The 23,565-nt window shown below is 71.1% G+C and carries 7 protein-coding genes; 5 read left to right on the forward strand and 2 right to left on the reverse strand.

All coding sequences use genetic code 11. The features are described 5' to 3' along the window. Positions 1 to 30: 30 nt before the first annotated feature. On the reverse strand, positions 31 to 2,709 hold the full coding sequence (locus ACSMXV_RS34760) for a right-handed parallel beta-helix repeat-containing protein (protein ID WP_473175077.1): 2,679 nt from the start codon (positions 2,707 to 2,709) through the stop codon (positions 31 to 33). Then, on the reverse strand, positions 2,706 to 13,169 hold the full coding sequence (locus tag ACSMXV_RS34765) for a scabin-related ADP-ribosyltransferase (RefSeq protein WP_473175078.1): 10,464 nt from the start codon (positions 13,167 to 13,169) through the stop codon (positions 2,706 to 2,708). The genes ACSMXV_RS34760 and ACSMXV_RS34765 overlap by 4 nt, the downstream gene beginning before the upstream one ends. Before the next feature lie 144 nt (positions 13,170 to 13,313). Between ACSMXV_RS34765 and ACSMXV_RS34770 the strand changes: the two genes are divergently transcribed. The 5 genes from ACSMXV_RS34770 to ACSMXV_RS34790 all read left to right on the forward strand — a co-directional run bounded on the left by ACSMXV_RS34770 (position 13,314) and on the right by ACSMXV_RS34790 (position 23,100). Continuing rightward, positions 13,314 to 15,566: a hypothetical protein gene (locus tag ACSMXV_RS34770; RefSeq protein WP_473175079.1), complete on the forward strand. Its 2,253-nt coding sequence runs from the start codon at positions 13,314 to 13,316 to the stop codon at positions 15,564 to 15,566. A 121-nt stretch (positions 15,567 to 15,687) separates the two neighbouring features. Further along, positions 15,688 to 15,987 (forward strand): hypothetical protein, encoded by a 300-nt coding sequence (locus ACSMXV_RS34775; protein ID WP_473175080.1) that lies wholly within the window; start codon positions 15,688 to 15,690, stop codon positions 15,985 to 15,987. 401 nt (positions 15,988 to 16,388) lie between these two features. Continuing rightward, positions 16,389 to 16,988 carry a sigma-70 family RNA polymerase sigma factor gene (locus tag ACSMXV_RS34780; RefSeq protein ID WP_473175081.1) on the forward strand — a complete coding sequence of 200 codons (600 nt, stop codon included), beginning with the start codon at positions 16,389 to 16,391 and terminating at the stop codon, positions 16,986 to 16,988. Continuing rightward, a complete protein-coding gene (locus ACSMXV_RS34785) occupies positions 16,985 to 18,376 on the forward strand; it encodes a hypothetical protein (RefSeq protein WP_473175082.1) in 1,392 nt (463 codons plus the stop codon). The genes ACSMXV_RS34780 and ACSMXV_RS34785 overlap by 4 nt, the downstream gene beginning before the upstream one ends. Positions 18,377 to 18,468: 92 nt before the next feature. After that, a complete protein-coding gene (locus tag ACSMXV_RS34790; RefSeq protein WP_473175083.1) occupies positions 18,469 to 23,100 on the forward strand; it encodes an FtsK/SpoIIIE domain-containing protein in 4,632 nt (1,543 codons plus the stop codon). The last annotated feature ends 465 nt before the right edge of the window (positions 23,101 to 23,565 follow it).

Raw genomic sequence — 23,565 nt, forward strand, 5'->3', positions numbered from 1 at the left:
CTGCGACGCGGTCTGAGCCGCGGACGCGGTCTAAAGGGTCTGCGGGATGTCCTCGGGCTTGAGCGTCATGACATCGGACTCCGAGGCGTCCGGCAGCTCGGCGACGCGGTACGCCTGGCGTTCCGTCATGGCCTGGAACAGCTGGCGCGCCGTACGGCCGTTGCCGAACCCGCGCTCCCGGGGCATCGCGTCGAAGCGGGTGGTCAGCGCCTCGCGGGCGTCCGGGGCGAGTTCGTACTGGTGCTGTGCGGCCTGGTGCTCCACGATGCTGACGAGTTCGGCGCTGCCGTAGTCCTCGAAGAGCAGGGTGCGGTTGAAGCGTGAGGCCAGACCGGGGTTGGAGCGGACGAACACCTCCATCTCCTTGAGGTATCCGGCGACGATCACCACCACGTCGTCACGGTGGTCCTCCATCAGCTTCAGCAGGGTGGCGATCGCCTCCTGGCCGAAGTCGTTGGACCCGGCGTACTGGGTGAGGGAGTATGCCTCGTCGATGAACAGCACTCCGCCCCGGGCCTGCTGGAACACCCGCGTGGTCTTCGGGCCGGTGTGGCCGACGTACTCGCCGACCAGGGCGGAGCGGTCGGCCTCGACCAGATGGCCGCGCTCCAGCAGACCGACGGCGGCCAGGATACGCCCGTAGAGCCGGGCCACGGTGGTCTTGCCGGTGCCCGGGTTCCCGGTGAAGACGAGGTGGCGGCTGAGCGGGGGAGGGGCCAGGCCCATCTCCTCGCGGCGGCGCACCATCCGCATCAGCTTCACCAGCGACGAGACGTCCTGCTTGACGCGTTCGAGACCGGCCAGCCCGTCGAGTTCGGCGAGCAGGTCCTCGATGGTGTCCTCGGGGGGTGCCTCGGTCTCTCGCGCGGTGGTCCCGGAGCCCGCCGTGTCCGCGCCCGAGGCGGCCGCGAGTGACTGCTCGGCGCCGGTGGGCAGGGACGGGTTCTTCACGTCCCGCGACAGGCAGTCGTCGAACACCGGCCGGGCGCCCTTCTCCAGCGCCACGTCCTCCTCGGTGTCCCGGACCAGACAGCCGCGCAGTACGGGTGCGCCGCCGGCCGACACGTGCAGCGCCGGGAAGGCCGCGCTGTCGCCGCCGGCCCCGGCGAAGACGCAGTCCTCGAAGGTGCCTCGGGCCCTCTCGCCGACGAACAGGCTGTTCTTGCCGGTCCGGGCCACCGTGACGGACCTGACCCGGGGTTCGGCCTGCGGGCCCACCACCAGTCCGGAGCCGGCGGCGTCCCGTACCGTGCAGCCCTCGACGCTGGGCGTGGCGCGTTCGCCGATCACCAGGCCGGCCGTGCCGGTGCCGCTGATCCGGCAGTCCCGCAGCACCGGGGTCGTCCCGGTGCCGCAGGAGATCCCGGCCCGCTCGGCGTCCGCGACGTCGCACTCCTCCAGGACCACCGTCCCGGTCGACTCTGTGATGATCCCGGCCCGGCCGCGTACCACGGAAAGGCCGCGCATCCGCACCTCGGCCGCGCTGTCGATCTGCACACCGGACAGTCCGCAGTCCGTGATCCGGCCGCCCTCGACGGTGAGACCGGCACGGTCGGTGACCCTGATCCCGTGCTCCGCCGTCGATCCGATACGGCACGAGGTGAGCGTCACCCGGGAGTCGTCGCAGGCGTGGACCGCGCTGAACGAACACGCCGTCATGTCGCTCGTGGCCATGCGCACCTCGGAACGGTCGCCCGCCAGCAGACCGTTCGCCCGGCTGCCGGTCACCGACGTGCCCTCGGCGGCCAGCCGGGCGGTGCCCCGGGCCACCAGACCCGAACCGTGCGCCCGGTCCACCTGGCAGTCCACCAGCTCCGCCCGGCTGTCGCCCTCCACGCTCACCCCGGGCCCCGAGCCGTCCCGTAGCCGGCAGTTCAGCAGCAGTACGTCCCCGGTGCCGGAGACGGCGACCCCGTCCGTGCCGGTGCGCAGCACCTCGCAGCGGGCGAGCAGGACCCCGCCGGCCGTACTCTCCCTGTCCTCGGGGCGCGGTGAACTGCCGAGTACGCGTATGCCCTCACCGGCCGTCTCCTCCACCCGGCAGTCCAGCGCGGTGAGGGCCGCCTCGTCCTCCACCAGCAGCCCGCTGCGGCCCGGCCCGGAGATCCGGCAGTCGCGCAGCACCGCCCGGGCGCCGCCCCGTACGCGGACACCGGAGCCGGTGACCCGCCGTACCGTCAGCTCCGTGGCCTCGGCGTCCGCCCGGGAGCCGATGACCACGCCGGTTCCCTGGACGTCCTCGACCACTACCCGTGTCAGCCGTGCCGAGCCGGTGCTGTTGACGTGCACGGCGGCCAGCCCCGCCCCCGACACCCGGCAGTCCGTCAGGGAGAGCGACGAGTCGCCGCCCGCCTCGACGCGGCCACCGGATATCTCGCAGGCGCCCAGCTCCAGGTCCCCGGTGCCGACCAGCACGGCGGGCAGACGGGGGTCCTGTCCGGTCAGGGCGATGCCCTCGACCCGTACGCCCGGAGCAGCGACCTCCAGTACGGGCCGCCCGGGGGACGCGGCCAGCAGCCGCACGGCGTGTTCCGGCCCGTCCTCCGGCAGCAGGCGCACCGTGCGGTCGAGGAGCAACTGCTCGACGTACTCGCCAGGGGCGATCAGGATCTCGTCGCCGTCGCGGGCGGCGCGCACGGCGGAGGCGATGCTGCGGTGTGTGCCGCGGCCCTTGGGGGCGACCCGGTGCACGGTGGCGGTGGGGGTCACGGAAGCTCCAATCCCTCGATGGGCGAGACGGCCGGTTGCTGGGTCGCCTGCGACGGCGTCGTGGGTGTGGTGGTGGACGGCGTCGTGGGTCTGGTGGTCGACGGCGGGAACGGACGGGTCGAGTCGATGTGGGCGCCCCTGGTGTTGATCCAGTAGTTGAGGATGCCCGTGGCCAGCGACTCGGCGCTCTGCCAGATCAGCTCGCCGGGGCCGCCACGATGGAAGATCCGCGAGCCCGCGGTGGTGTGGATGGCGTACCTGCCCATCCCGCTGGTGACGCCGGTGAAGAGCGAGCCCGCCGCGCCCCAGGCGCCCGCTTCGAGGGCTTCGAGGCCGGTGTGTTTCTGGCCGCCCACTCCCCATATGGCCGAGTTGAGGGCGTTGTTGACGAAACCGGTGAGCGCGCTGACCGTCAGGCCGTCGAAGTAGGCGTAGGTGCCGGACCGCCAGCGGGAGGGGTTCTCGAACGACGACCACTCGGTGGCCCAGTCGTCGATGGAGGCCAGGGGGTGGCGGTTCCAGTCCTGGCCCTGGTCGAGGTTGGTCAGGCCGTACTTGATCTTGCCGAGTGCGGTCACGTCCTGGGCCACGTTGAAGCCGGCCCGGATCCCGCCGCCGATGGCGCCGTTGAGCAGAGCCCGCTCGAAGGCCACCATCGGGTCGAAGCGGGTGTTGGCGAACTCGGAGACGATGGCCGACACCGCGAAGCTGGTGCCGAACTCGATCAGGAAGCCCGTGGCGAACTCGGTGGTCGCCCTGCGCACCTCATGGCGCCACAGCGGCATGGCGTTCGAGGAGCCGTCCTGGACACCGGTCCAGATCTCGTGGAAGGGGTCGCGGAACTCGCGGTTCAGGCCACGGAACTCATTGGTGTAGCCGCGGAAGTCGACCTCACGGCCGATGAGCCGCCAGGCGCGATGCCCGTCCAGGCCCACCTGACCGCCGACGGACGGCAGGCTGCTGATCTCCGGCATCTTGGCGATGTCGAAGGCCGACCAGCGGCCGAAGGCGTCGGTGGCCCAGACCCGTCCGGTGATGGTGCGCTGGGCGACCAGCCGGCTGTCCTGATACTCCCGCCACTGCCCCCACAGCGACTCCGACTCCCGGTACCGGCCGGGGACGCCCTCCACCGCGTCACGGCGGTGGACCACCTTGCCCATGTCGAACTCCCGCCAGACCTCCCGGTTGACGGTGACCGTCGTGGTCGGCTCGAAGTGGCGTGCGGACCGGGACAGCAGATCCGCCAAGGTGGTCGGGCCGGTTTCCGGCGGGACGAGGGCCGACGGGGTGAGGGCCGGAGGGGCTGTCTCCTCCACCGTGTACGCGTACTCGCGGACCCGGCCGCCTGCGCGCTGCCTCACCACGTCGTCGCCGATGCGGTCGGTCCAGCGGCCCTTCCCAAAGTCCTGGTACTCGCGGACGCCCTGAGAGTGGACCGTGCCGTCGGCGTTGGTCTTCTGCCAGGTCCAGGTGTTGTCGGGCTGCCGGGTGGAGTCGATCCAGACGGTGCCGTCGTCGGTGGCGTTGCGTTCCCGGAGCGCTTGTCCCGGCCGGCCGTTCTCCAGCCGCTCGAAGTCGATGAACGAGTCGTCCCAGGTGCGGGAGTACAACGAGCCGCGGTTCTGCATGCGGATGCCCTCGGTGACCGTCCCGTCCGGGCCGGTGGCCTTCCACTCCCAGGTGCGGTGGCGGGGATCACCGTGCGACTCGATGCGGAGATCACCCCACGCGTCGCGCCGCCCCGTGATCTGCAGCTGGGTGTTCTTGTCCACCCACGACCCGGAGACGTCGTCGCGGCCGATGCCGCGCGCCGGGTTCTCGCCGAGGTACTCGCGCACGCCGACGCCCTGCGAGCGCATCGACAGGAGCTCGTCGCCGGCGGCGTTGGTGAACACGTCCTCGAAGCTGCCGTCGCCGGAGACATGGCGGGTGCCGGAGACCCCGCTCTTCGTGTCCAGCCAGGGCAGCTCGTACGAGTCGGCGGAACCGTTCCACTTCGGGGCCGGGGCCCACTGCGTGGCATCGTCGAGACTGCGGCCGACCTCGACGACGTTGCCGTTCTCCAGCTTGCGGGTCTCCCGGACGATCCGGCCGAACTGGTCGATGTCGCGCCAGCTGTGACCGGCGTGCGAGACGAGTCGGACACCTTTCAGCCGGGTGCCGTCGGCGGCGGTCTCGGTCCACTTGGACACCGTGAACATGGAGTCCCCGGTGACGAAGTTCCCGTAGAGCCCGTCGAACCGGCCGGCGCCCGTACGCGTCTGCCAGAGGGCCGCGGGCATGCGCTGGTCGGAGAGGCGTACGACGTGCAGGGTGCCGCCGTCCGCGAGGTGCTCGATGACGTCGATCGGCTTGTTGGCCGGGCCGACGGCGGAGTGCAGCTCGGGGTTCACCCGCATGCCCGCGGGGCTCTCACCGGGCAGGACGGGGTGCTCCAGGTACTGGCGGGAGCCGTGGTAGCCGTCCAGCGGCCATATGTTGCCGCGCTGGTGGGCGACGGTCCGCTGCCCGGTGACCGGGTCGATGTAGGTGTCCTTGAAACCGATGTGGTTCCAGGACCACTCGCGGGTCCCCGACAGCACCTCGGTGCCGCCGGAGTCGAAGCGCGTCCACTTCCAGTCGCCCGCCGCGCCCTTCTCCGCCCGGATCAGACCGCCGTCGATGGCCTTGGTATATGTCCGTACGTCGAGGACGTCCACCGGGGCCCAGCGGTAGGAGAGCGTGTCGTGGATGGTTCTGCGGTCGCTGTCCCAGATCCGCTCGCCGGCCCGCACCTTGGTCCCTGCCGGGTCGAACTCGGTCCAGCGGGCCCGGCCGACCCGGTCCAGGTCGATGTGGAGGACGTTGCCGTTGCCGAGTACCTCGCGTTCGAAGAGGGTCGCGTTGCCCTCGCCGGTCAGTTTGAACCGGCCGGTTCCCGACATCTCCATCTTGGCTGTGGAGAAGCGCCCGGTGAGCGGGGTGCCTGACGCGTCGACTCGTACGGCGGTGCTCGTGGCGTGGTCGATCTTCCAGTACTCGCCGTTGGCCCTTCCGCCCTTGATCCGTACGGCGATCGTCTCCTCCAGCAGCGTGCCGGTGCGGTTGAAGACGGCCCGCTCCATCGGTTGGGCCGCCTTGCCGGTGGGGACCAGGGCGATCCCGCCGTCGTCCAGGAGCTCGGGGCGCACCCCGGGGAGCGGTCGGTCGGCCGAGTCCAGCACCTGCGGTACGCCGCCGGGAGCGTCGGCGTCGAATCGGAGGACACCTCGGTCGCCGGGCAACCGTACGTCCCGCAGGGTGTGCACGCCTTCGGGGCCGTAGTGCCAGCTCGTGGTGGACGCGGCATCGGTGACGGTGAAACCGCCGCGCGGGTTCGGCGCTGTCGTGAAGAGTCCGTCGGCCGGGCGTGCGCCCACGAAGTCGAGCGAACTCGGGGTCCACGGTCCTCCGTCCGCCGAGCGGCCGGTGATCCCGAGCTTCAGCCCGTCCAGGTCGCCCGGGCCGCCCCGCAGGAACATCTCCTGGTAGACCAGCCAGCGATTCGCGTCGAAGCCCAGCGTCACGTCCAAGGGGTTGTGATGCACGAGGTAGCGGCTGCCGCCGGGCCCGCCGTGCGGTGTCGGCGTGACGGTGAAGTCGCCGAGGACGCGGCCTGCCGGGGGCACGGCCTGAAGGTCGTCGAGGCGGGTCGCGAGCGGCAGGTTCAGATAGTCGCCGAGGGTGGTGACGGCCTGCTGCCGCAGCGCCTGACGGGCCTGTGCGGTCATCTCCCGCAGTTGGCCGCCCAGCAACTCCGGGCGCAGACCGAACCGGTCGAGCGACACGGCCGCGTCGTCGGCCAGCCGCTGGATCCCGGGCAGGTCCAGCCCCTGGAAGGCGTGCGAGTCGGGCGCGGCGTGCAGGAAGTCCATGGCTCCGGCGATGTCGGCCATGTTCGCCGGGGCGCCCTCCGGCGCCGTACGCAGGGCCGAGGCCTCATCGAGCGTACGGTCGAACATGTTTGCGAGGTCGACGGTGTCCAGGGCGTCGTCCATGACGTCGTTCTCGGGGATGGAGTCGAGCGGGAAGCGTTCGCCCAGGTCGCCGCCGAAGTCGCCGAGTTCGTCGAGCCGGACGGGCGGGGTGTCGGGCCCTGCGCCCTCGGTGAAGCGGAGGAAGCCGGAGCCGTCCGGGTCGGGCAGGTCGCGGAAGGCGAGGCGGCCGGTGTGGTCGAAGTGGAAGCGTGAGCCGGTGATGGTGTCGGTGAGGGTGAAGCCGCTGGGCAGGCGTTCGGCGAGCGTGCCAGTCGTCGAGGTGAACCGGACGGAGCCGGCGGCACCGGAGGGGACCAGCAGATCGACCGCGATCCGCCCTGTGCCGTCCGCTCCGGGAACGACCTTCACATTGAGCCGTATGCCCTCGGGCAGTCCGTCGACGCTGAGAACGGTCTCCCGCCCGAGGAAGCGGCCGTCCGGCCCGAGCGTGAACCGGGTGGTGCCGGTCGGGTCGATGACGGCGAATATGCCGCTGTCGTCGAGCAGTTCGACCCTGAAGTCCGATGCGCGCACCGGTCCGGTCCCGCCGGGCGTGCGGTCGATAAGTTCGAGCCGGTACGAGCCCTGCGGTGCCTCGTCGGTCGCCGGGAGGCGTGTCACCCGCAGGTCGAGGTCCGCCAGTTCGTCCACGCCGGACAGCGGCACGTGGAACGGTTCGTCCGCACCCAGGGGCCCGCTGTCCATCCGCCTGAGGTTGTCGAGGCGCGCCTGGAGGGCAGCCTCCAGTTCGGGGTCCGACACGTCGCCGATTTCCGAGAGTGCGTCGGTGCGCGGTGATTCGGGACCCCAGACGCGGTTCAGTTCGTCGGGGGTCAAGGTTCGTACGTCCTGGACCAAGCTGTTCCAGAGGTCGTCGACGAGCTCGTGTTCCCCCGGGGCGAAATCGTCCAGTCCCGGGAGCGCGTCGGTGCGCGGTGTGTCCGGACCCGTCAGGCGGCCGAGGTCGTCAAGGGGGCCTCGCACGCCGCCCGCCTCGTCGAGCGTACGGTCGAAGATCCGTGCCACATCGCCCAGGTCGCCGGCGAAGTCGCCGAGTTCGTCGAGCCGGACCGGTGGGGTTCCGGGTGCCGCGTCCTCGGTGAAGCGGAGGAAGCCGGAGCCGTCGCGGGCGGGTACGTCCCGTATCGCGAGGCGGCCGTCGGCGTCGAAGTGGAAGCCGGCGCCGGTGACGGTGTCGGTGACCGTGAAGCCGTTCGGCAGCCGTCCGGCGAGTGAGCCGTCCAGCGGGCCCAGCCGGAAGGAACCGGTGAGGTTCGACGGCCCGGTCAGTTCGAGGACCCTGGTCGTGGTGCCGCCTGTTCCCGGGGTGATCGTCACCCTGACGCCCAGGCCCGAGGGGCCGTCGAGACCCGGGAGCGTGAGCGGTAGCTCCTGTTGCCGCAGAGCCCCGCCGGGCTCGAACCGCCACATCGCCGTGAGCCCTCCCGTGTCCGGCATGGGCACCCGCACGGTCAGCTCGCTCAGGGTGCCGGTCGCGTCCCGGACCGGCGTGAGCGTCGCACCCTGGACGGGCACCCCGTCCGGGCCGAACACCCTCGGCATCGGGTTCAGGGCGTCGTCGGTGAAGCGCAGCGCCAGGTCGGTGCCGGTCAGCGGCAGTTCTCGGTACTCCAGCTGCCCCAGCGCGTCGAGCTGCCAGCGCATACCGCCCTGCGGACCCGAGATGCTCAGCCCGCCGCCCTCGCGGAGGGTCACCGTCACGTTCTCCAGCCGCGCCGGACCGCCGGGGGCGCCGAAGTCCACCACGTCGATCCGGAAGGACGCCGGCGCGAGATCGGTCGCCGGGAACTCCGTGACCCGCAGCCGCAGATTCGTCAACTCGTCCGCTCCGGACAGGGCCATGCCGTCGAACCGGGACGGATTCACCGGCGTCGGCGCGCCGTCGGTCACGCTTGCCCCGAACCGGGCGTCGAGACCGGAGGGCTCCGGCATCAGGTTCGTACGCGGCAGATCCGGCAGCGCGAGGCGGTTCACCGTGCCCAGTTCACCGAGGTCGCCGAGTTCACTGAGTCTGGCGAGGTCACCGACTTCGCCGAGGTTGTCCAGCGTCGTCAGCGGGCCCGCGCTCGTGTCCGGCACCGTCGACCCGGACACGTCCAGCCGTATCGGCGTCGTCCCCTCCGCCGGAAGGTCCACGATCCGTCCGCCCCGGTCGAGGACGAACCGCCCCCCGGTCGCCGTCTCGGTCACCGAGTACCCGCCGGGCAGCCGCTGGGCCAGATCCCCGTCCAGTCGTACGACACTGAAGGCGCCGTCACTGAAGGCGCCGTCGCCCAGCCCCGGTACGGTCAGCCGGTACGCCGCCGACTGCGCGCCGCCCGGCAGTTGTGTGAACGTCGTGGTCAGCCGGGACCCGGTCAGTGGCCCGCCGACGGGGCCGGACAGGGTCAGCTGCTCGGACAGCCGCGTACCGTCCAGGTCGAACCGGCCGATCCAGGCGCCGTCGAGGGACTGCACCCGCACACCGGTGACCACGCCCAGCGCGCCCCTGACCGGCTCGATCGTCGCACCGCCGGGCAGCGGCACTCCGTCCTGCCCGACGATCCGGGGCAGGGACCCCGGCCCCGCGTCTGCGTCGAAGCGGACGAAGCCGTCGCCGATCGGGAGCCGCACATCAGTGAACTGGAGGACGTCGTCGGCGGTGAACACGAGCCGGATGTCCCCGGCCTGGCCGGTGAACATGAACCCGCCGTCGTCCAGCGGTGTGCGCTGCCACTCCATCCGGGAGCCGGTCACCCCGGCGAACTCCTGCGGGTCCACCAGCACGGTCTCGGTGCGGGGCGCGGGCGCGTCGAAGCGGTCGAAGTGGAAGTCGTCCGACAGATAGCCGAGATCGTCCAGCTGGCTTCCGACCTCGTCCAGGGGGTCGGCCCCGTTCAGGGAGCCGATGTCGTCGAACGGCCTGGCCTCGCCCAGATCGAGCTGGTCCAGCAGCCGCAGCTGGTCGTCGAGGGACAGCCCCTGGAAGTCCAGGGCGCTGAGACCCGAGGTGCCCTCCCCGGCGCCCTTCAGATCCACCGCCAGCTCGGGCAGGGGGTTGTTGCCCCCGAAGTTGGGGTTCGGGATCCATTCCAGGAGGTTGTGCTGGGCGTCCATCCGGTACGCGCCACGGATGAACTCCGGGGCGATACCGCCGGGGAAGGCGATCTCGTTCTCCGAAGCCCAGCCCGATGCCCGCCAGGCGTCCGTGCCCATGGAGCGTTCGAAGGTCTTGCCGACGTCGATGCCGCCGGAGGCTTCGATCTCGAACTTGAAGATGCCGTCCCAGATGAGGTTCTTGTCGGTGGTGGTGCTGACGAACGCGGACGGCTGGCCGGTCCTGACCATGACGTCCAGGCTCGTCTCCAGGGGGTCGCGGACGGTGAACCCCTCGCTGAAGATCTGGTCGAGGGGGCGTTTGCCGCCGATGCGCCACAGCGTTTCGTCGGTCTCGCGCCACGCCGGCGCCGGAGTGATGGTCTGGATGTCGACGGAGCGGTCGGCGGCGAAGGCCAGCCGGTCCGGTTGGCGCGGCGCGGGCAGGACCACCTCGTCCATGCCCGTCCCCGGCAGCCGGGGGAGCGTGACCGATCCGGGATCGCCGAGGACCGTCGGACGGCCGTCGGCCCCGAATCGGGTGACGACACCCTCGGGGGTGGTGACCGTGAACACGCCGTCGACCATCTGCACCTTGACGTCGGGGACGATCCCGGCGTCCGACTTGAGCACCCAGGTGACGGTCGGCCCGGGCTCCATAGTGATCCACTGACCGGTGGGCCGCCCGAGGTCGTCCAGCAAGGGCAGTTCACCGGTGGGCAGTGTGGCCCCCGCGCCGTCGATGCGGGTCATCATCACGGTGATGTCCCGGCGGACCGTGTCCAGGTTCATCCCCAGCCGGTCGAACGCGATCCGGGACTGGTCGAAGTCGAGTCGCGCGGCGCTCAGATCCAGCTGGGCCTTGGCGCGGCTCAGCGGCGGTACGTCGGTCAGCTCGTCGAGTTCGCCGAGTCTGCGTCCGGCGGTGTCCAGCCGGAGTTGGGTGGACTGGGTGCGCACCCAGGTCTGGAAGCGTTCCGTGGCGAGCTTGCCGGTGGCTCCGCCGGTGACGATGTCCCGCAGGGTCAGCGGGGTGAAGGCGGGGCTCTTGGTGACCGGGGTGGTGAGGTCCGTCCGGACCGGTCCCAGGCCGAGCAGATCACGTGCGGCGCGGGAGCCGTCGGTGGTGTCGGGGATCAGCCTGGTGAGGTCGTCGAGCTTGATCCCGAGCTCGTCCAGACGGTCGGCGCCGGTCGTCGAGTTCCAGGTCGGGACGCGGGGGTCGGACGGTCCGAGGACGTCGACCTTCACCCCGTCCTTCAACTGCACCCGGACGTCCACCGGATCGGTCTTGCCGATACGCAGGACGACCCCGTCCGGAGTGACGTTCACCAGGTCGATCTCGCCGTCCAGGATCTGGCGGACCTGGAACTCGGTCAGACCGCCGAGCCTGCCGTCGAGGCTCAGGTCGGCCAGATCCGACAGCTCGTCGAGGGGCTTGAGCAGCCCGGTCCCGGTGCGCTCCACGCCCGTCAGTTCGTCGAGGTCCCGCAGCTGGTCGACCGCGTTGCGCGGCGGCAGCAGGGTGGTGGGGGAGCCGGGGGTGAGAGGGCCGCCGAACTCGTCCATTTGGTCGAACATGGTGAGCGTGGTACGCGGTCGAGGGGGCATCAGCTCGTCGCCCACCCGGACGGTCACGGGGTTCAGCACGCCGAGCCGCTGTCCGCCGGGGACCGTGCCGACCGGCAGCCCCACCGTGTCGAGGGTGTTGAGCCGGCCGCCCATGTCGTCGAGGCGGCCCGGCATACGGGGGGTGCCCGAGCCGGTCAGGGAGCTGAATCCGGGGGTACGGGGAGTCGTCACCGGCGTCACCGAGATCTCGGCCAGCTCGTCGAGGGTGTCGTTGAACTCCGGGGTCCCGGGCACGGCGAGCCTGTCGGTGTTCGTGCCGGTCACCGGGCGCAGACTTCCGCCCCGGTCGAGGTTGCGGCCCGTCAGGTTCGTGAGGTCCCCGGCCAGGGAGCCCGTCCTGCCGAGCGTACCGACGGTCCGCGGGGTGAGGTGCAGGCCGCGATCGATGAACCCCATGCGGAAGGCGCCCCGGTAGCCGAACCGGGCGATCTCGGAGTACCTCATGGGCAGGAGCGCCGTCATCGTGAGCCGGCCCAGGCTCATGACCGTGAAGACGCCGAGCCGTCCGGCCGTGTTGCCTCCGACGAACGCGGTCGACTCAACGAAGTCGCGGGTCAGCGCGGACCAGCCCTGCCGGAAGGTGCTCCGGGCGAATCCGCCCATGAACCGCAGGGCCGACCCCACCATCGCGGGCGTCTTGGACAGGACTCGGGGCAGCGCCATGAACCCGCTCGCGGTCCGGCTGCCGAGCCCGCTGCCGAACCGGACGAGGCCCTGTCCGGCCAGCGACAGGAGTCGGCCGGGGGAGGAGAACAGCATCCTGCCGCCCCGGAACAGCATGCGTCCGCTCGCGGAGAGGGCACCGCTGAGGGCCTTGGCGCCCGACGAGCCCAGCCGGAGCAGCCCACCGAGGGTGGTGAGACCCTTCGTCGACGGGAACAGGATGCCGAGGAAGGCGAGGCCCAGGCTGAGGGCGTTGCCGTTGCCCGTGGCGTAGTCGACGAGGGCCTTGGCGAAGAGCACCGCGCCCAGCGCGAAGGCCACCAGGCCCAGCGGGCCGCCGATGATGGCCGCGATGAGGGTGATGACCAGCGCGACGATCTCCAGGACCTTGAAGAACGTCGACACGAACCGCTTCCAGAAGCTCTTCTTCGGCTTCTTCACGGGCCTCGACACCAGCCGGGCCGCCTCGTGCAGCGCGTCCTCCAGGATCTTCGCCTCGGCCTGGATGGCGTCGATCTCGGCGTCGACCTCGTTGCGGGCGCGGGTCATCTCCGGATCGTTCTCGGGCAGCGGCTGACCGCCGACCCGCTCCAGCGCGGCGACGGTGTCCGCGGCGTTCTCGGCCCGGTCCTGAGAGTCCCCGAGGGCGCGCGCATAGCGGGCCGTGGCATTGGCCGCCATGTCGAAGGAGCGGTTGATGTTCGCCATGAACGTCTTGAGTTCGTCCTTGACGTAGGTGCGCAGGGCGTCGGCGGTCCGCCCCTCGAAGCCCCCGTCCTCGGCCTTGGTCAGCAGGGCGTCGAGGCCGCCGCTGACCCGCCCGGCCAGATCGCCGAGGTCGCGCAGTTCCTTGGTGATGTTCTCGACGACGCCAGGATTTCCCGTCACCGGATTGCCGGTGAATCCGACTCTGCTCCACTCGTCGGAGGTGGCCAACGATTCCTCCACGGTGTCCAGGACTTGGGGTCGGGCCGAGGCCGACAGCTCGCCCCGGCCGACCCGGCGCGCGAGGGTGCGCCGCGTACGGAAGGCAGACGTTCCCGGGTGGGCCGAGAGTTCAAGAAAGTGGCGCACGCCACAGTTCTGGCCGGTCGGAGCACTGTGGATGAAATCTCTTTGAACCATCCGGACCCGTGTCCTCGTCTACAGGGCGACTCGACGCCGACCTTGACGGTCAGCTCACGAAGACACGACTGCTTCGAAGAAAGGACGGGATGCATGGTCCGCGTTTCCTACGACTACGACCTGATGACCGTCCTCGCGCGCCACCTGTGGCACCTCCGCGACGAACTGGACGTCACCTCGCAGACGGACAAGACGTTCGCCGCAGGGGACATCGGCCCCCGCCGGGAGACGGCCGAGGCGCTGGAGGACTTCTACGGCGCCTGGAAGAAGTCGTTCGGTGAGGGCTGGCAGGTCATGACCGACCTCGGGAACCTCCTCGACAAGGCGGGCAAGGCCTTCTACGACCAGGACGCCTCCCACGCCGCCGGCGCGGCCCAGCAGGTCACCGCCCAGGTCCGCGACGAGGCCACCCGGCACAACGAGATACGCAAGCAGAAGCTGGACGGCAAGCTCCGCGCGGACCAGGCCAGAAGACTGGAGGCCGGCTACAAGACCCAGCAGGCGCGCCTGAAGAAGGAACAGGACGCCCTGGTCGAGAAGCGGCGGGAGATCGACGAACAGACCGCGGCCCAGCAGAAGCGACAGGAAGAGCTCAACAAGGAGCAGGACGAGCTCGCCAGGAAGCGGGAACCCCTGCTGAAGCAGCAGGACGAACTCCAGGCCAGACAGCAGCGGCTCTGGCAGGAGGAGAAGGAACTCCTCAAGCAGCGCGACGAGAAGCTCCAGGCCAAGCGGGACGAACTGCAGAAGGAGTATGAGGCACTCCGCAAGGACCAGGAGCCTCTGCTGAAGCAGCAGGAGGAACTCCAGCGCAAGCAGCAGCAACTCTGGGCGGACGAGAAGGCCCTCCGCGCGGAGCAGGACGCGGCCATGGAGAAGAAGGCCACCGCGCTCGAGCAGGAGCAGAAGGCCTACGACGGCAAGCAGGACGCCCTCCAGGAGAAGCAGGAAGCTCTCTGGAAGGAACGGGAAACGCTGCTGGGCAAGGGCGATGTCACCCAGGCCGAGCTCGACGCCTGGCAGCGGAAGCAGGACGCTCTGGACAAGGAGCGGGACGCCCTGTGGGAGTCCGAGGGCAAGGGGCTCGCCGAGCGTTGGGACGCGCTGGAGCAGGAACAGCGCGACCAGGAGAAGGCGTTCGACCCGCTCAATGAGCGGCAGAAGGAACTCGATGACGAGCGTGACGCGCTGAGCCGCGCTCAGGAGCCCCTCTCCGAGCGGCAGGACGGACTCCAGACCAAGCAGAAGGACCTCTGGGCCCTGGAGAAGTCCACCCAGGAGGAGGTCGAGGACGCCGTGGAGGAGAAGCAGGACGGCCTGGACGCCGAACGCGCCGACCTCCAGACGCGGCTGGACCCCCTGGACCAGGAGTCGAAGGACCTGCAGGACCGCCAGAAGGAGTTGTGGGACGACCAGTCGGACACCGACAAGGCGCAGACCGCGCTGACCGAGGAGGAGAAGCCCGTCCAGCAACGGCAGCAGGACCTCCAGGACAGCTTCGCCGAGGAGCACGACAAGCTGCGCGAATGGGATCCGGATCGCGACGACGACGTCGGCCGGCTCAGGGGAATGCGCGGTCAGCTGGACGATCTGCCCGACGAGGCGTTCGTGCCCAACGGCTACACCATCGAGGACGCCAACAGCACCACCACGGTGTCGTACCAGCTCGACGAGAACGGTGAGATCAAGGTCGACAAGAACGGCGACCCCGTCGAGACGACGACCACCGTCACCAACAAGAACACGGGGCTGAGCTACTCCGAGACGTACCACCCGCTGACGCGGGACGGCGACTCCGTGACGACGATCCGCAGCTCCGACGGTTCCGTCACCAAGATCTACATGGATTCCTCGCCCGAGGGATCGCCCGACGGGTGGATGAAGCGCTACGTCACCGACGAGACCGGCCAGGACACGCTCCAGATCTGGACCAAGCGGCCGGACGGCGACTGGGAGCTGACCATGGACAAGGAGACCTACCTCAACTCCGAGGCCGGCCAGGAGGATGCCCAACAGCGGCTGGACAGGCCCCCCGCGTATCTCACGGTGGAGAACCCGCTCGTCGACGGGGATGGTCGCCCGTCCGGCTCCTCCGCCCCGGGACAGACGACCACGGTGCAGGAGGGCGTCACCCGGACCGACTACACGGGCTCCGACGGTTCCCTCACCAAGGTCGTTACCAACGAGAACACGGGAACCCGCTTCGTGGCCGACGCGAGCAACGAGATCCAGGAGATCTGGCAGCGCGCCGAGGACGGGACCTGGTACCTGAGGGAGTCCATCACACAGCACGAACGCACCAGCGCCGAACCGCCCCTCGGAACACTCGGCGAGAACTGGCGCTGACCCCCACCGTGGGGCGACGCCCCACCCCCGAAGCTCCCTGCGCGCGCTTTCCCGGCGCCGCCGGGCCCCTCGCGCACCGAACGACCGGTGCGCGCCCACGCAACAGAAAACGAGGTGCACCATGCCCAAGAACGTCATCGACGACGAGGAAATCGAAAGCACCGCCAAGAAGCTCGACTCCGCCGTCAGCGACACCCTGGTTCCCCAGCTGTCCTCGCTGCAGGCCGACGTCGAGAACCTCCTCCAGGGCGGCCTGCTGCTGACGGCGACCAGCCCGAAGATGCAGACCTCCTACGCCAACTTCAACAAGTCCTTGACCGAGGCCGTGAACAACATCACCCAGTTCTCCAAGCAGTTCCGGGACGTCTGCAACGCCGTCAACAACCTCGACACGCAGATCGCCGGCGGCATCCCCACCTGAGCCCGGTCCACCCGAGCCGGATGCCGACCCAGACCCCCCTCTGGTCGGCATCCATCCCGCAGGGGCGCCGGTTCCTCCCCCGGACCGGCGCCCCTGCCTGTGTGTTCTTCCGAATGCCGACGCGGGCGGGGATGCGGGAGCTGTCGATCAGCTGTCGGATCTGTCCGTCATCCAACGGCAAGATGTAGTTCTCATCGGTAACCTCAGGTTCTTCTCAGGAAGTCTTGAATCTTCCAGAACCACTCATAGACTCCGAGCGGAACCTCACCTTCCACCCATGAATCGTGAGGCCAACCGGGTACCCGTGCTCAGCCCTGCCCAGCCAACGCCGCAGCCGCGGCGCCCGACCGGACCGGCACAGAAGATCCATGCCGGCCCTGGGGGAATCTATGAGAACGCCCATGCCCAGTGCTGCCGCGCCCAGGAGCGCTCCTGACGCCGGCGAAGAGACGCCTTCCGGCGATGCGAGACCTTCCGGCGACGCGAGCCCCTCCGCCGACGGATCCATCCGCAGGCTCTACGAAGAACACCACGGTCCGCTGCTGCGCTACGTTTCGAGCCTGATACGCGGCGACCGACAGCGCGCCGAGGACTTCGTCCAGGAAACCCTGGTGCGCGCCTGGTTGAGCACGGCCAACCAGCCGCCGGACTGGTCGCCGTCCCGGGCCTGGCTCATGAGGGTGGCGCACAATCTGGTGATCGACTGGTCCCGGCGCGAGCGGGCACACCCCGAGTTCCAGCACGAACACACCCTGGAGAAGCACGTCGAACCCGTGGACCCGATGAGCCAGGCCGTCCAGCGCCGCTTCATGGTCCACGCCCTCTCCCGGCTCTCGCATCCCCACCGCGAAGTGCTCTTCTACGTCTACGTCCTCGGCTGCAGCGGTCCAGACGCCGCCGACGCCCTGGGCATTCCGCCGGGAACGGTGAAGTCCCGGACCCATCACGCGATACGGGAGCTGCGCCGCCGGCACCCGGAGCACGCGCTGGCGGCGGCATGACCGGGGCGGCCGCGACGAGCCCCGACCTGACCACCGCCGTCCCGGCCACTTCCGTCGTTCCCGGCGTGCTCACCCCCGACCCGACGCACGGCTCCGTCATCGCGCTGGGGAAGCCCAACGACTCCCTGCTCACGGTCATCATCGTGGCCGTGGTCGTCCTGCTGCTGCTCTTTCTGCTGCTGCGGCACGTGATCCGCAAGCGGGGCGGCTGGCGGCGCTTCCGGCGTTGCGTCGGCCGTGAACTGACCCTGACCCGGCGGGCGTTCGGTGAACCGCTGCGCGCCTACCGGCGCCACCGTCGCGGCGTACGAGCCCTGGCCCGTCAACTGTCCGACCCCCGAGGCGGCCTGCTCGTACGACGGCTGCTGGACGCGGCAGCGGCGGCCCTGGCCGACGCGCCGGGAGCCGTTCCCCATGCCGTGCGGACGGAACCCGGACTCGCCGCCGTGCAGATCGCCGCCCGCCCACTGCCCGAACCGCCCGTCCCCTGGGAGACATCCGACGAGGCCGGCCCCCAGTGCTGGGAGCTTCCCCTGGCGGAGGCGGACGGGCTGTCGCAGGGCCGGCCCCGCACCGGTGCGCACCTCCGTCCGCTACCGGTCGCCATTGGCATGGCGGACGACGCCTGCGTCCACCTCGATCTGGCCGCCGGACCACGGCTGATCACCGTCGAGGGCGACGCCGCCGCCCGGGGCCGGCTGCTCCAGGCGCTGGCCGCACAGCTGGACCGGCCCGGCAGCGGGGCCTCGGTCACCGTCACTGACGGGGTTCATCCGCAGTACCGGGGGCAGCGGCTCGACGCCCTGCTGCGCGACCTGGAAGAGGCGGCCGAGGAGCACCGGGACACCGAAGGCGCCGGTGAGTTCGACGAGTCCGGTCGCGCCGCCACGACCGTGGTCGTCTGCGCCGCCCCCGGCCCGGAACAGGCGCGGCGGCTGAGCGCCCTCGCCGCCTCGGGCGTCGTCGTCTGCCTGATCGACGGCCGGGTGGCGGGGCACAGCTGGGCCCTGCGGGTCGACGGACGCGGCCGGGTGACCGCGCCCGAGCTGGAGCTGGACGCGGACTCGGCTCCGCTGGGCGGAGCCGTCGCCGCCGCCGTCCGGGCGGACCGCCGTCGGCTGCGCCGCGAGTCGGCCCCGCGCCGGGGCGCACCCACTCAGCAGCGGCCCCGCACCCGGGAACGTCAGCCGCGGGAACTCGAGGAAATCCGGCAACTCGAGGAAACCCAGGCGCTCGAGGAAGCCGAGGTTCTCCAGGAGGAGCCACCGAGGTCCCCCCTCCAGGCCACGGCCCCCGCCCGGACCACCACCGGATCCGACCTGCTCGCGGAACCGGCCGCCGCCCGGGACCGCACCACCGCTGCGTCCTCCGGCACACGAGAGGACTGACGCCTGTCGGGGGCCCCGAGCCCCGCGACCGGCCCCGGCCCGCCACGCCGCACCCGAACCGCCCACCCCCGAGCCACCCTCAAGGAGGAGAAGTGAAACTCCTCATCACCACGGTCGCCGTCGGCGACGCCACCGGCCGCCAGGACGTGCTGTTGAGCGCGTCCGGAAACACCCCCGTCGAGGACGTCGCCGCACATCTGGCCCAGCTGCGCGCCGGTGACACCGACGAGACCGGAACCCCGCCCGCCGCACCGGGACCGGTGCCGGCCTGCTACCTGGGCGAGGAACCCCTCGCCCCGGGCACCCCGCTGGGCGCCACCCGCCTGATGGACGGCAGCGTCGTCGCCCTCGGCGCGCCGCAGCCGCCCCCCGCCACCGCCTACGGCCCCGAACGCGACGCCATGCCGCAACCGCACCGGGCGGACCACGCACCGGTGGTCGAACTCCAGGTGGTGGGTGGCCCGGACGCCGGACGGGTCCACCCGCTCGGCCTCGGCACCCACGGCATCGGCCCGCTGGCGGACGCGGCCGTCCCGCTCGACGGCCGGGGCATGCCGGGCGAGGGCATCCGGGTGACCGTACGCCCGGACGGTTCGGCCATCGTGGAGCTGCCCGAGGGCGGCCCGGCGCGGCTGTCCGTGCCGGAGCCGCCGGAACACCGGGGCAGGCCCAACACCCCGTTGCTGCCGCTCGCGGAGCAGGACGAGGAGGACGAGCCGGAGGAGGCCCCCGACTCGACCGCGGAGCTCCCCGACGGCTGGGTGCTCTGGCCCGTCGACGCGGAACTGTCCGTCGGCGAGTACCTGCTGCGGCTGACCGAACCGACGTCCAGGGACGCCGCCGTGGTGCCGTCCGAGGGCGGAGGCGGCCTGGACTACAACCGGCCGCCGCGCATGCTGCCGCATCTGGCGCCCGAGCGGTTCCGGCTGCCCGGACCGCCCGATCCCCCCGGACGCAGGCCGATTCCGCTGCTCGTGGCCCTCGCCCCGATGGTCTTCGGCGTCAGCATGATGTTCTTCCTGAACTCGTACTTCTATCTGATCTTCATGTTCCTGTCGCCGGTGCTGATAGCCGCGAACTACGTCAGCGGACGGCGGCAGGCCCGCAAGGACTACGAGGAGAAGTCGAGAATCTACCGGCAGCGCCGCGCCTCGCTGGAGGAGGACGTCCGGCAGAAGGTCGCCACCGAACGGCGGTTGCGTACCGAGAGCGCGCCCGACCCGGCGGTGGCCGGACTGTGGGCGGTCGGCCCCGGCCGTCGGCTGTGGGAACGGCGCCGCGGCGACCCGGACCACCTGGCCCTGCGCATCGGCACCGCCCCGCAGCCGTCCCTGCTCGGCATCGACGACACCGCCCGCGAGGACAACCACACCGCCGTCCACTGGACGATCCCGGACGCCCCGGTCGGCGTCGACCTGGTCGAGAGCGGTGTGGTGGGTCTGGCCGGCGCGACCGGCCCGGTCCAGGCCCTGGCCCGGTGGATGACGGCCCAGGCCGCCGTCCTGCACACCCCGCGCGACCTGCGGATCGTCGTCCTCACCGACAAGGCCTCGCAGGACTCCTGGCACTGGGCGCGCTGGCTGCCGCACTCCCGTGACGGTCTGCCCGGCACCCGCGGCGGCGCCGTCACCCTGATCGGCAACGACCCGGAGACGGTGGCCAACCGGGTGGCCGAACTCGTCTCCACCCTGCGCACCCGCCAGCGGGCGGCCGAGTCCACCATGAGCAAGGCACTGCTGAGCGAACCGGACGTCCTGGTGGTGATGGACGGCGCCCGGCGCCTGCGTGACGTACCCGGTGTGGTCTCGATCCTCAAGGAAGGCCCGGCCGTCCGGATCTTCCCGCTCTGCCTGGACCAGGAGGAACGGCTCCTGCCGGAGGAGTGCACCGCCGTGGTCCGCCACGAGAGCCACCGGCTGACCCTGTGCCGCACCGGACAGCCCGACGTCCCCGACATCCGGCCGGACCTGGTCGAGCCGGACTGGTGCGAGCGCGTGGCCCGGGGCATCGCCCCGATCCGCGACGTCACCCCGGACGCCTCCGAGGGCCTGCCCGCCAAGGTGGGGCTGCTGGAACTCCTCGGCCTGCCGCAGCCGAGCGCCGAGCAGGTCGCCGCCCGCTGGGCACAGCGGCCGGCGTCCACCGGCGTCCTGCTGGGCGCCGGCTACGACGGACCGGTCGCCTTCGACCTGGTGAAGGACGGCCCGCACGGCCTGGTCGCGGGGACCACCGGATCCGGCAAGTCCGAACTGCTGCAGACCTTCGTGGCCGCGCTCGCCGCGGTCAACCGCCCGGACGAGCTGACCTTCGTCCTGGTCGACTACAAGGGCGGCAGTGCCTTCAAGGACTGCGTGGACCTGCCGCACACCCTCGGCATGGTCACCGACCTCGACAGCCATCTGGTGCAGCGCGCGCTGACCTCGCTGCAGGCCGAACTGACCCGCCGCGAGCACATCCTGGCCGATGCCGGGGCCAAGGACCTGCCCGAGTACCAGGGCATGCGCCGCCGGAACCCCGAGCTGGTGCCCGTGCCCCGGCTGGTGATCATCATCGACGAGTTCGCCACCCTCTACCGGGAGATCCCGGACTTCATCCCCGGCCTGGTGAGCATCGCCCAGCGCGGCCGTTCCCTGGGCATCCATCTGATCCTGGCCACCCAGCGCCCGGCCGGCGTGGTCAACTCCGACATCCGGGCCAACACGAATCTGCGGATCGCGCTGCGGGTCACGGACCCCTCGGAGAGCCAGGACGTCATCGACACCAAGGACGCCGTCAGCATCTCCGCGGCCACCCCCGGCCGCGCCCTCGCCCGCCTCGGCCACGGCACCGTCGTACCCTTCCAGACCGCCTACGCCGGCACCCCCCTGCCCGGCGTGAAGCCCTCCCTGGAGTCCAGGGAGCAGCAGCCCGTGGAGGAGTCCCGCATATGGGGCACCGAACTCCACTGGCAGCGCCTCGGCCGCGCCGTAGGCCTGCCCGGCACGGCCGAGTCGGAGCCCGGTGGGGAGACCGCGGCGGACATGGCGGTCGACGACGTCCCCACCGACCTCAACGCGCTGGTGGAGGCGCTGTCCGAGGCGGCGGAGCTCGCTGGGTGCGCCCCCCAGCCCAGCCCCTGGCTGCCGGCCCTCGGCACGGACGTCCTGATCGACGACCTGCCGCAGCCCGAGGAGTCCGGCCGCGCCCGCCTCGCCCCGGTGTCGTGGGGCCTGTCGGACCTGCCCGAAGCACAGGCACAGCTGCCTGTCCGCCTGGACTTCGCCGAGTTCGGACATCTGTACGTCATCGGAATCCCGCGCTCCGGCCGCTCCCAGGTGCTGCGCACCATGGCCGGAGCCCTGGCCCAAGGCCATTCCAGCGCCGACGTCCACCTCTACGGCATCGACTTCGCCGGTGGCGCGCTGACGGCGTTGGGCGTGCTCCCGCACTGCGGCGCCGTGGTGCCCCGTGGTGACATCGAGCGGCTGGAACGGCTGTTCGCCAGACTCGACGCGGAACTGGAACGGCGACAGGAACGCCTCACCGAGCACCACGCGAGCAACCTCACCGAGCTGCGCGAGATCGTCGGTGCCGGTGCCCGCCCGCCGCACATCATGCTGTTCATCGACGGCTGGGACGCGCTGATCGAGGCCGTCGCCGACCACAACGGCGGCCGCCTGGTGGAGCTGCTCAACCGGCTGCTGAGAGAAGGCGCCGCTGCGGGCCTGCATGTCGTCGCCACCTCCGAACGCGCCCTGCTGTCCGGACGGGCCACCGCGCTCAACGACAACAAGCTGCTGCTGCGCCTGAACGACCGGACCGACTACCACGCCGTCGGCAAGCGCTCGCGCGACATCCCCGACGTCATCCAGCCCGGCCGGGGCTGGACCTCCGACGGAGGCACCGAGATCCAGGTGGCGCTGCTCGCACCCGGCGTCGGCGGGCAGGAGCAGGCCGAGGCGCTGCGCCGGATCGGCGCCGAGGCGACCCGGCGCGACGCCGGACTCCCCACGGACCGCAGGCCCGCCCGCATCGGCACGCTGCCGGTGAAGGTGACCTTCACGGACGCGTACGAGAAGGTGGGGGAGGAGTTCCGCCGGCCGATGTGGGGCCTGCTGGGCCTCGGGGGCGACGCGGTGTCACCCGTGGGGGTGGACCTCGCGGACACCTCACCGGCCTTCGCCGTCGTCGGCCCTCCCGGCTCCGGACGAAGCACCACCCTGGCCTCACTGGCCGTCTCGCTGCTCGCCTCCGGCACCCGGCTGGTGATCCTCGCTCCCCGTGAATCGCCGCTGCGTGCCCTCGGAAACCATCCGGGAGTACGGCTGATCACCGCGACGGAGCCCACGGTCGAGGAGTTCACCGAGGCCCTGGAGGCCAGCAGCGGTCCGCGGGTGGTCGTCGTGGACGACGCCGACCTGTTCGTCCTGCCGGACATCGACAAGAACCTGCGCTCCCTGGCCCAGTCCGGCAGGGACCACGGCATCGGTGTCGTCATCGCCGCCACCGCGGAGACCATGACAGGAGCGATGGGCTGGCTCAGCGCCCTGAAGCGGCACCGCAAGGGCGTCCTCCTCGGCCCGCAGAGCGTGCTGGAGGGCGACTTCATCGGCGCCCGCCTGTCCCACGCCCACCTGCGCGGCCGCAAGCCCGGCCGGGCCCTCACCGTCGACCCGCGCTCCGGAGAACTGATCAACGTGCAGATCCCGGAGACCGTGCTCGACGGCTCGGACGGAGCGCCCTGACGCCCATCCGTCGCTCCGGTACGCCGCTCCGCACCGCCGATGACGCCGGTGCGGAGCGGCGGCCGACGGGTCGGGCGTCCGGCACAGTCAGTGGGCCGAGACCTGTGCGCGGCGCACATGGCTGCCCCCCGGAAGTTGTCTAAGGTGCCGCCACCCTCGATGCGAGGGGTGAGCGTAGCCGTGGCGAGGCCCCTGGAGGACAGTCGATGAGCGTGATACGAGGAGCGGTGCCAGGTGCAGAAGCAGGCCCTCGTGCGCAGCGCAGCGTCGGGCTGATCCGAATCATGGCCTGACAAGCACCGGGGGCCAGGTCCCGGCGGCCTCCCTCGGCGACCATGCCCAGCCCACCGGTCTGCTCGCCCTCGGCACCCTCGACCACCCCGACAACTCCCCGCCGTGGGCGCACTTGGCCGCCGTTGCCGGGTTGCGGCCGAGGTGGGTTGGCGGCGGTTGCCGGCTGAAGGG

The sequence above is a fragment of the Streptomyces sp. DSM 42067 genome (assembly GCF_055792885.1).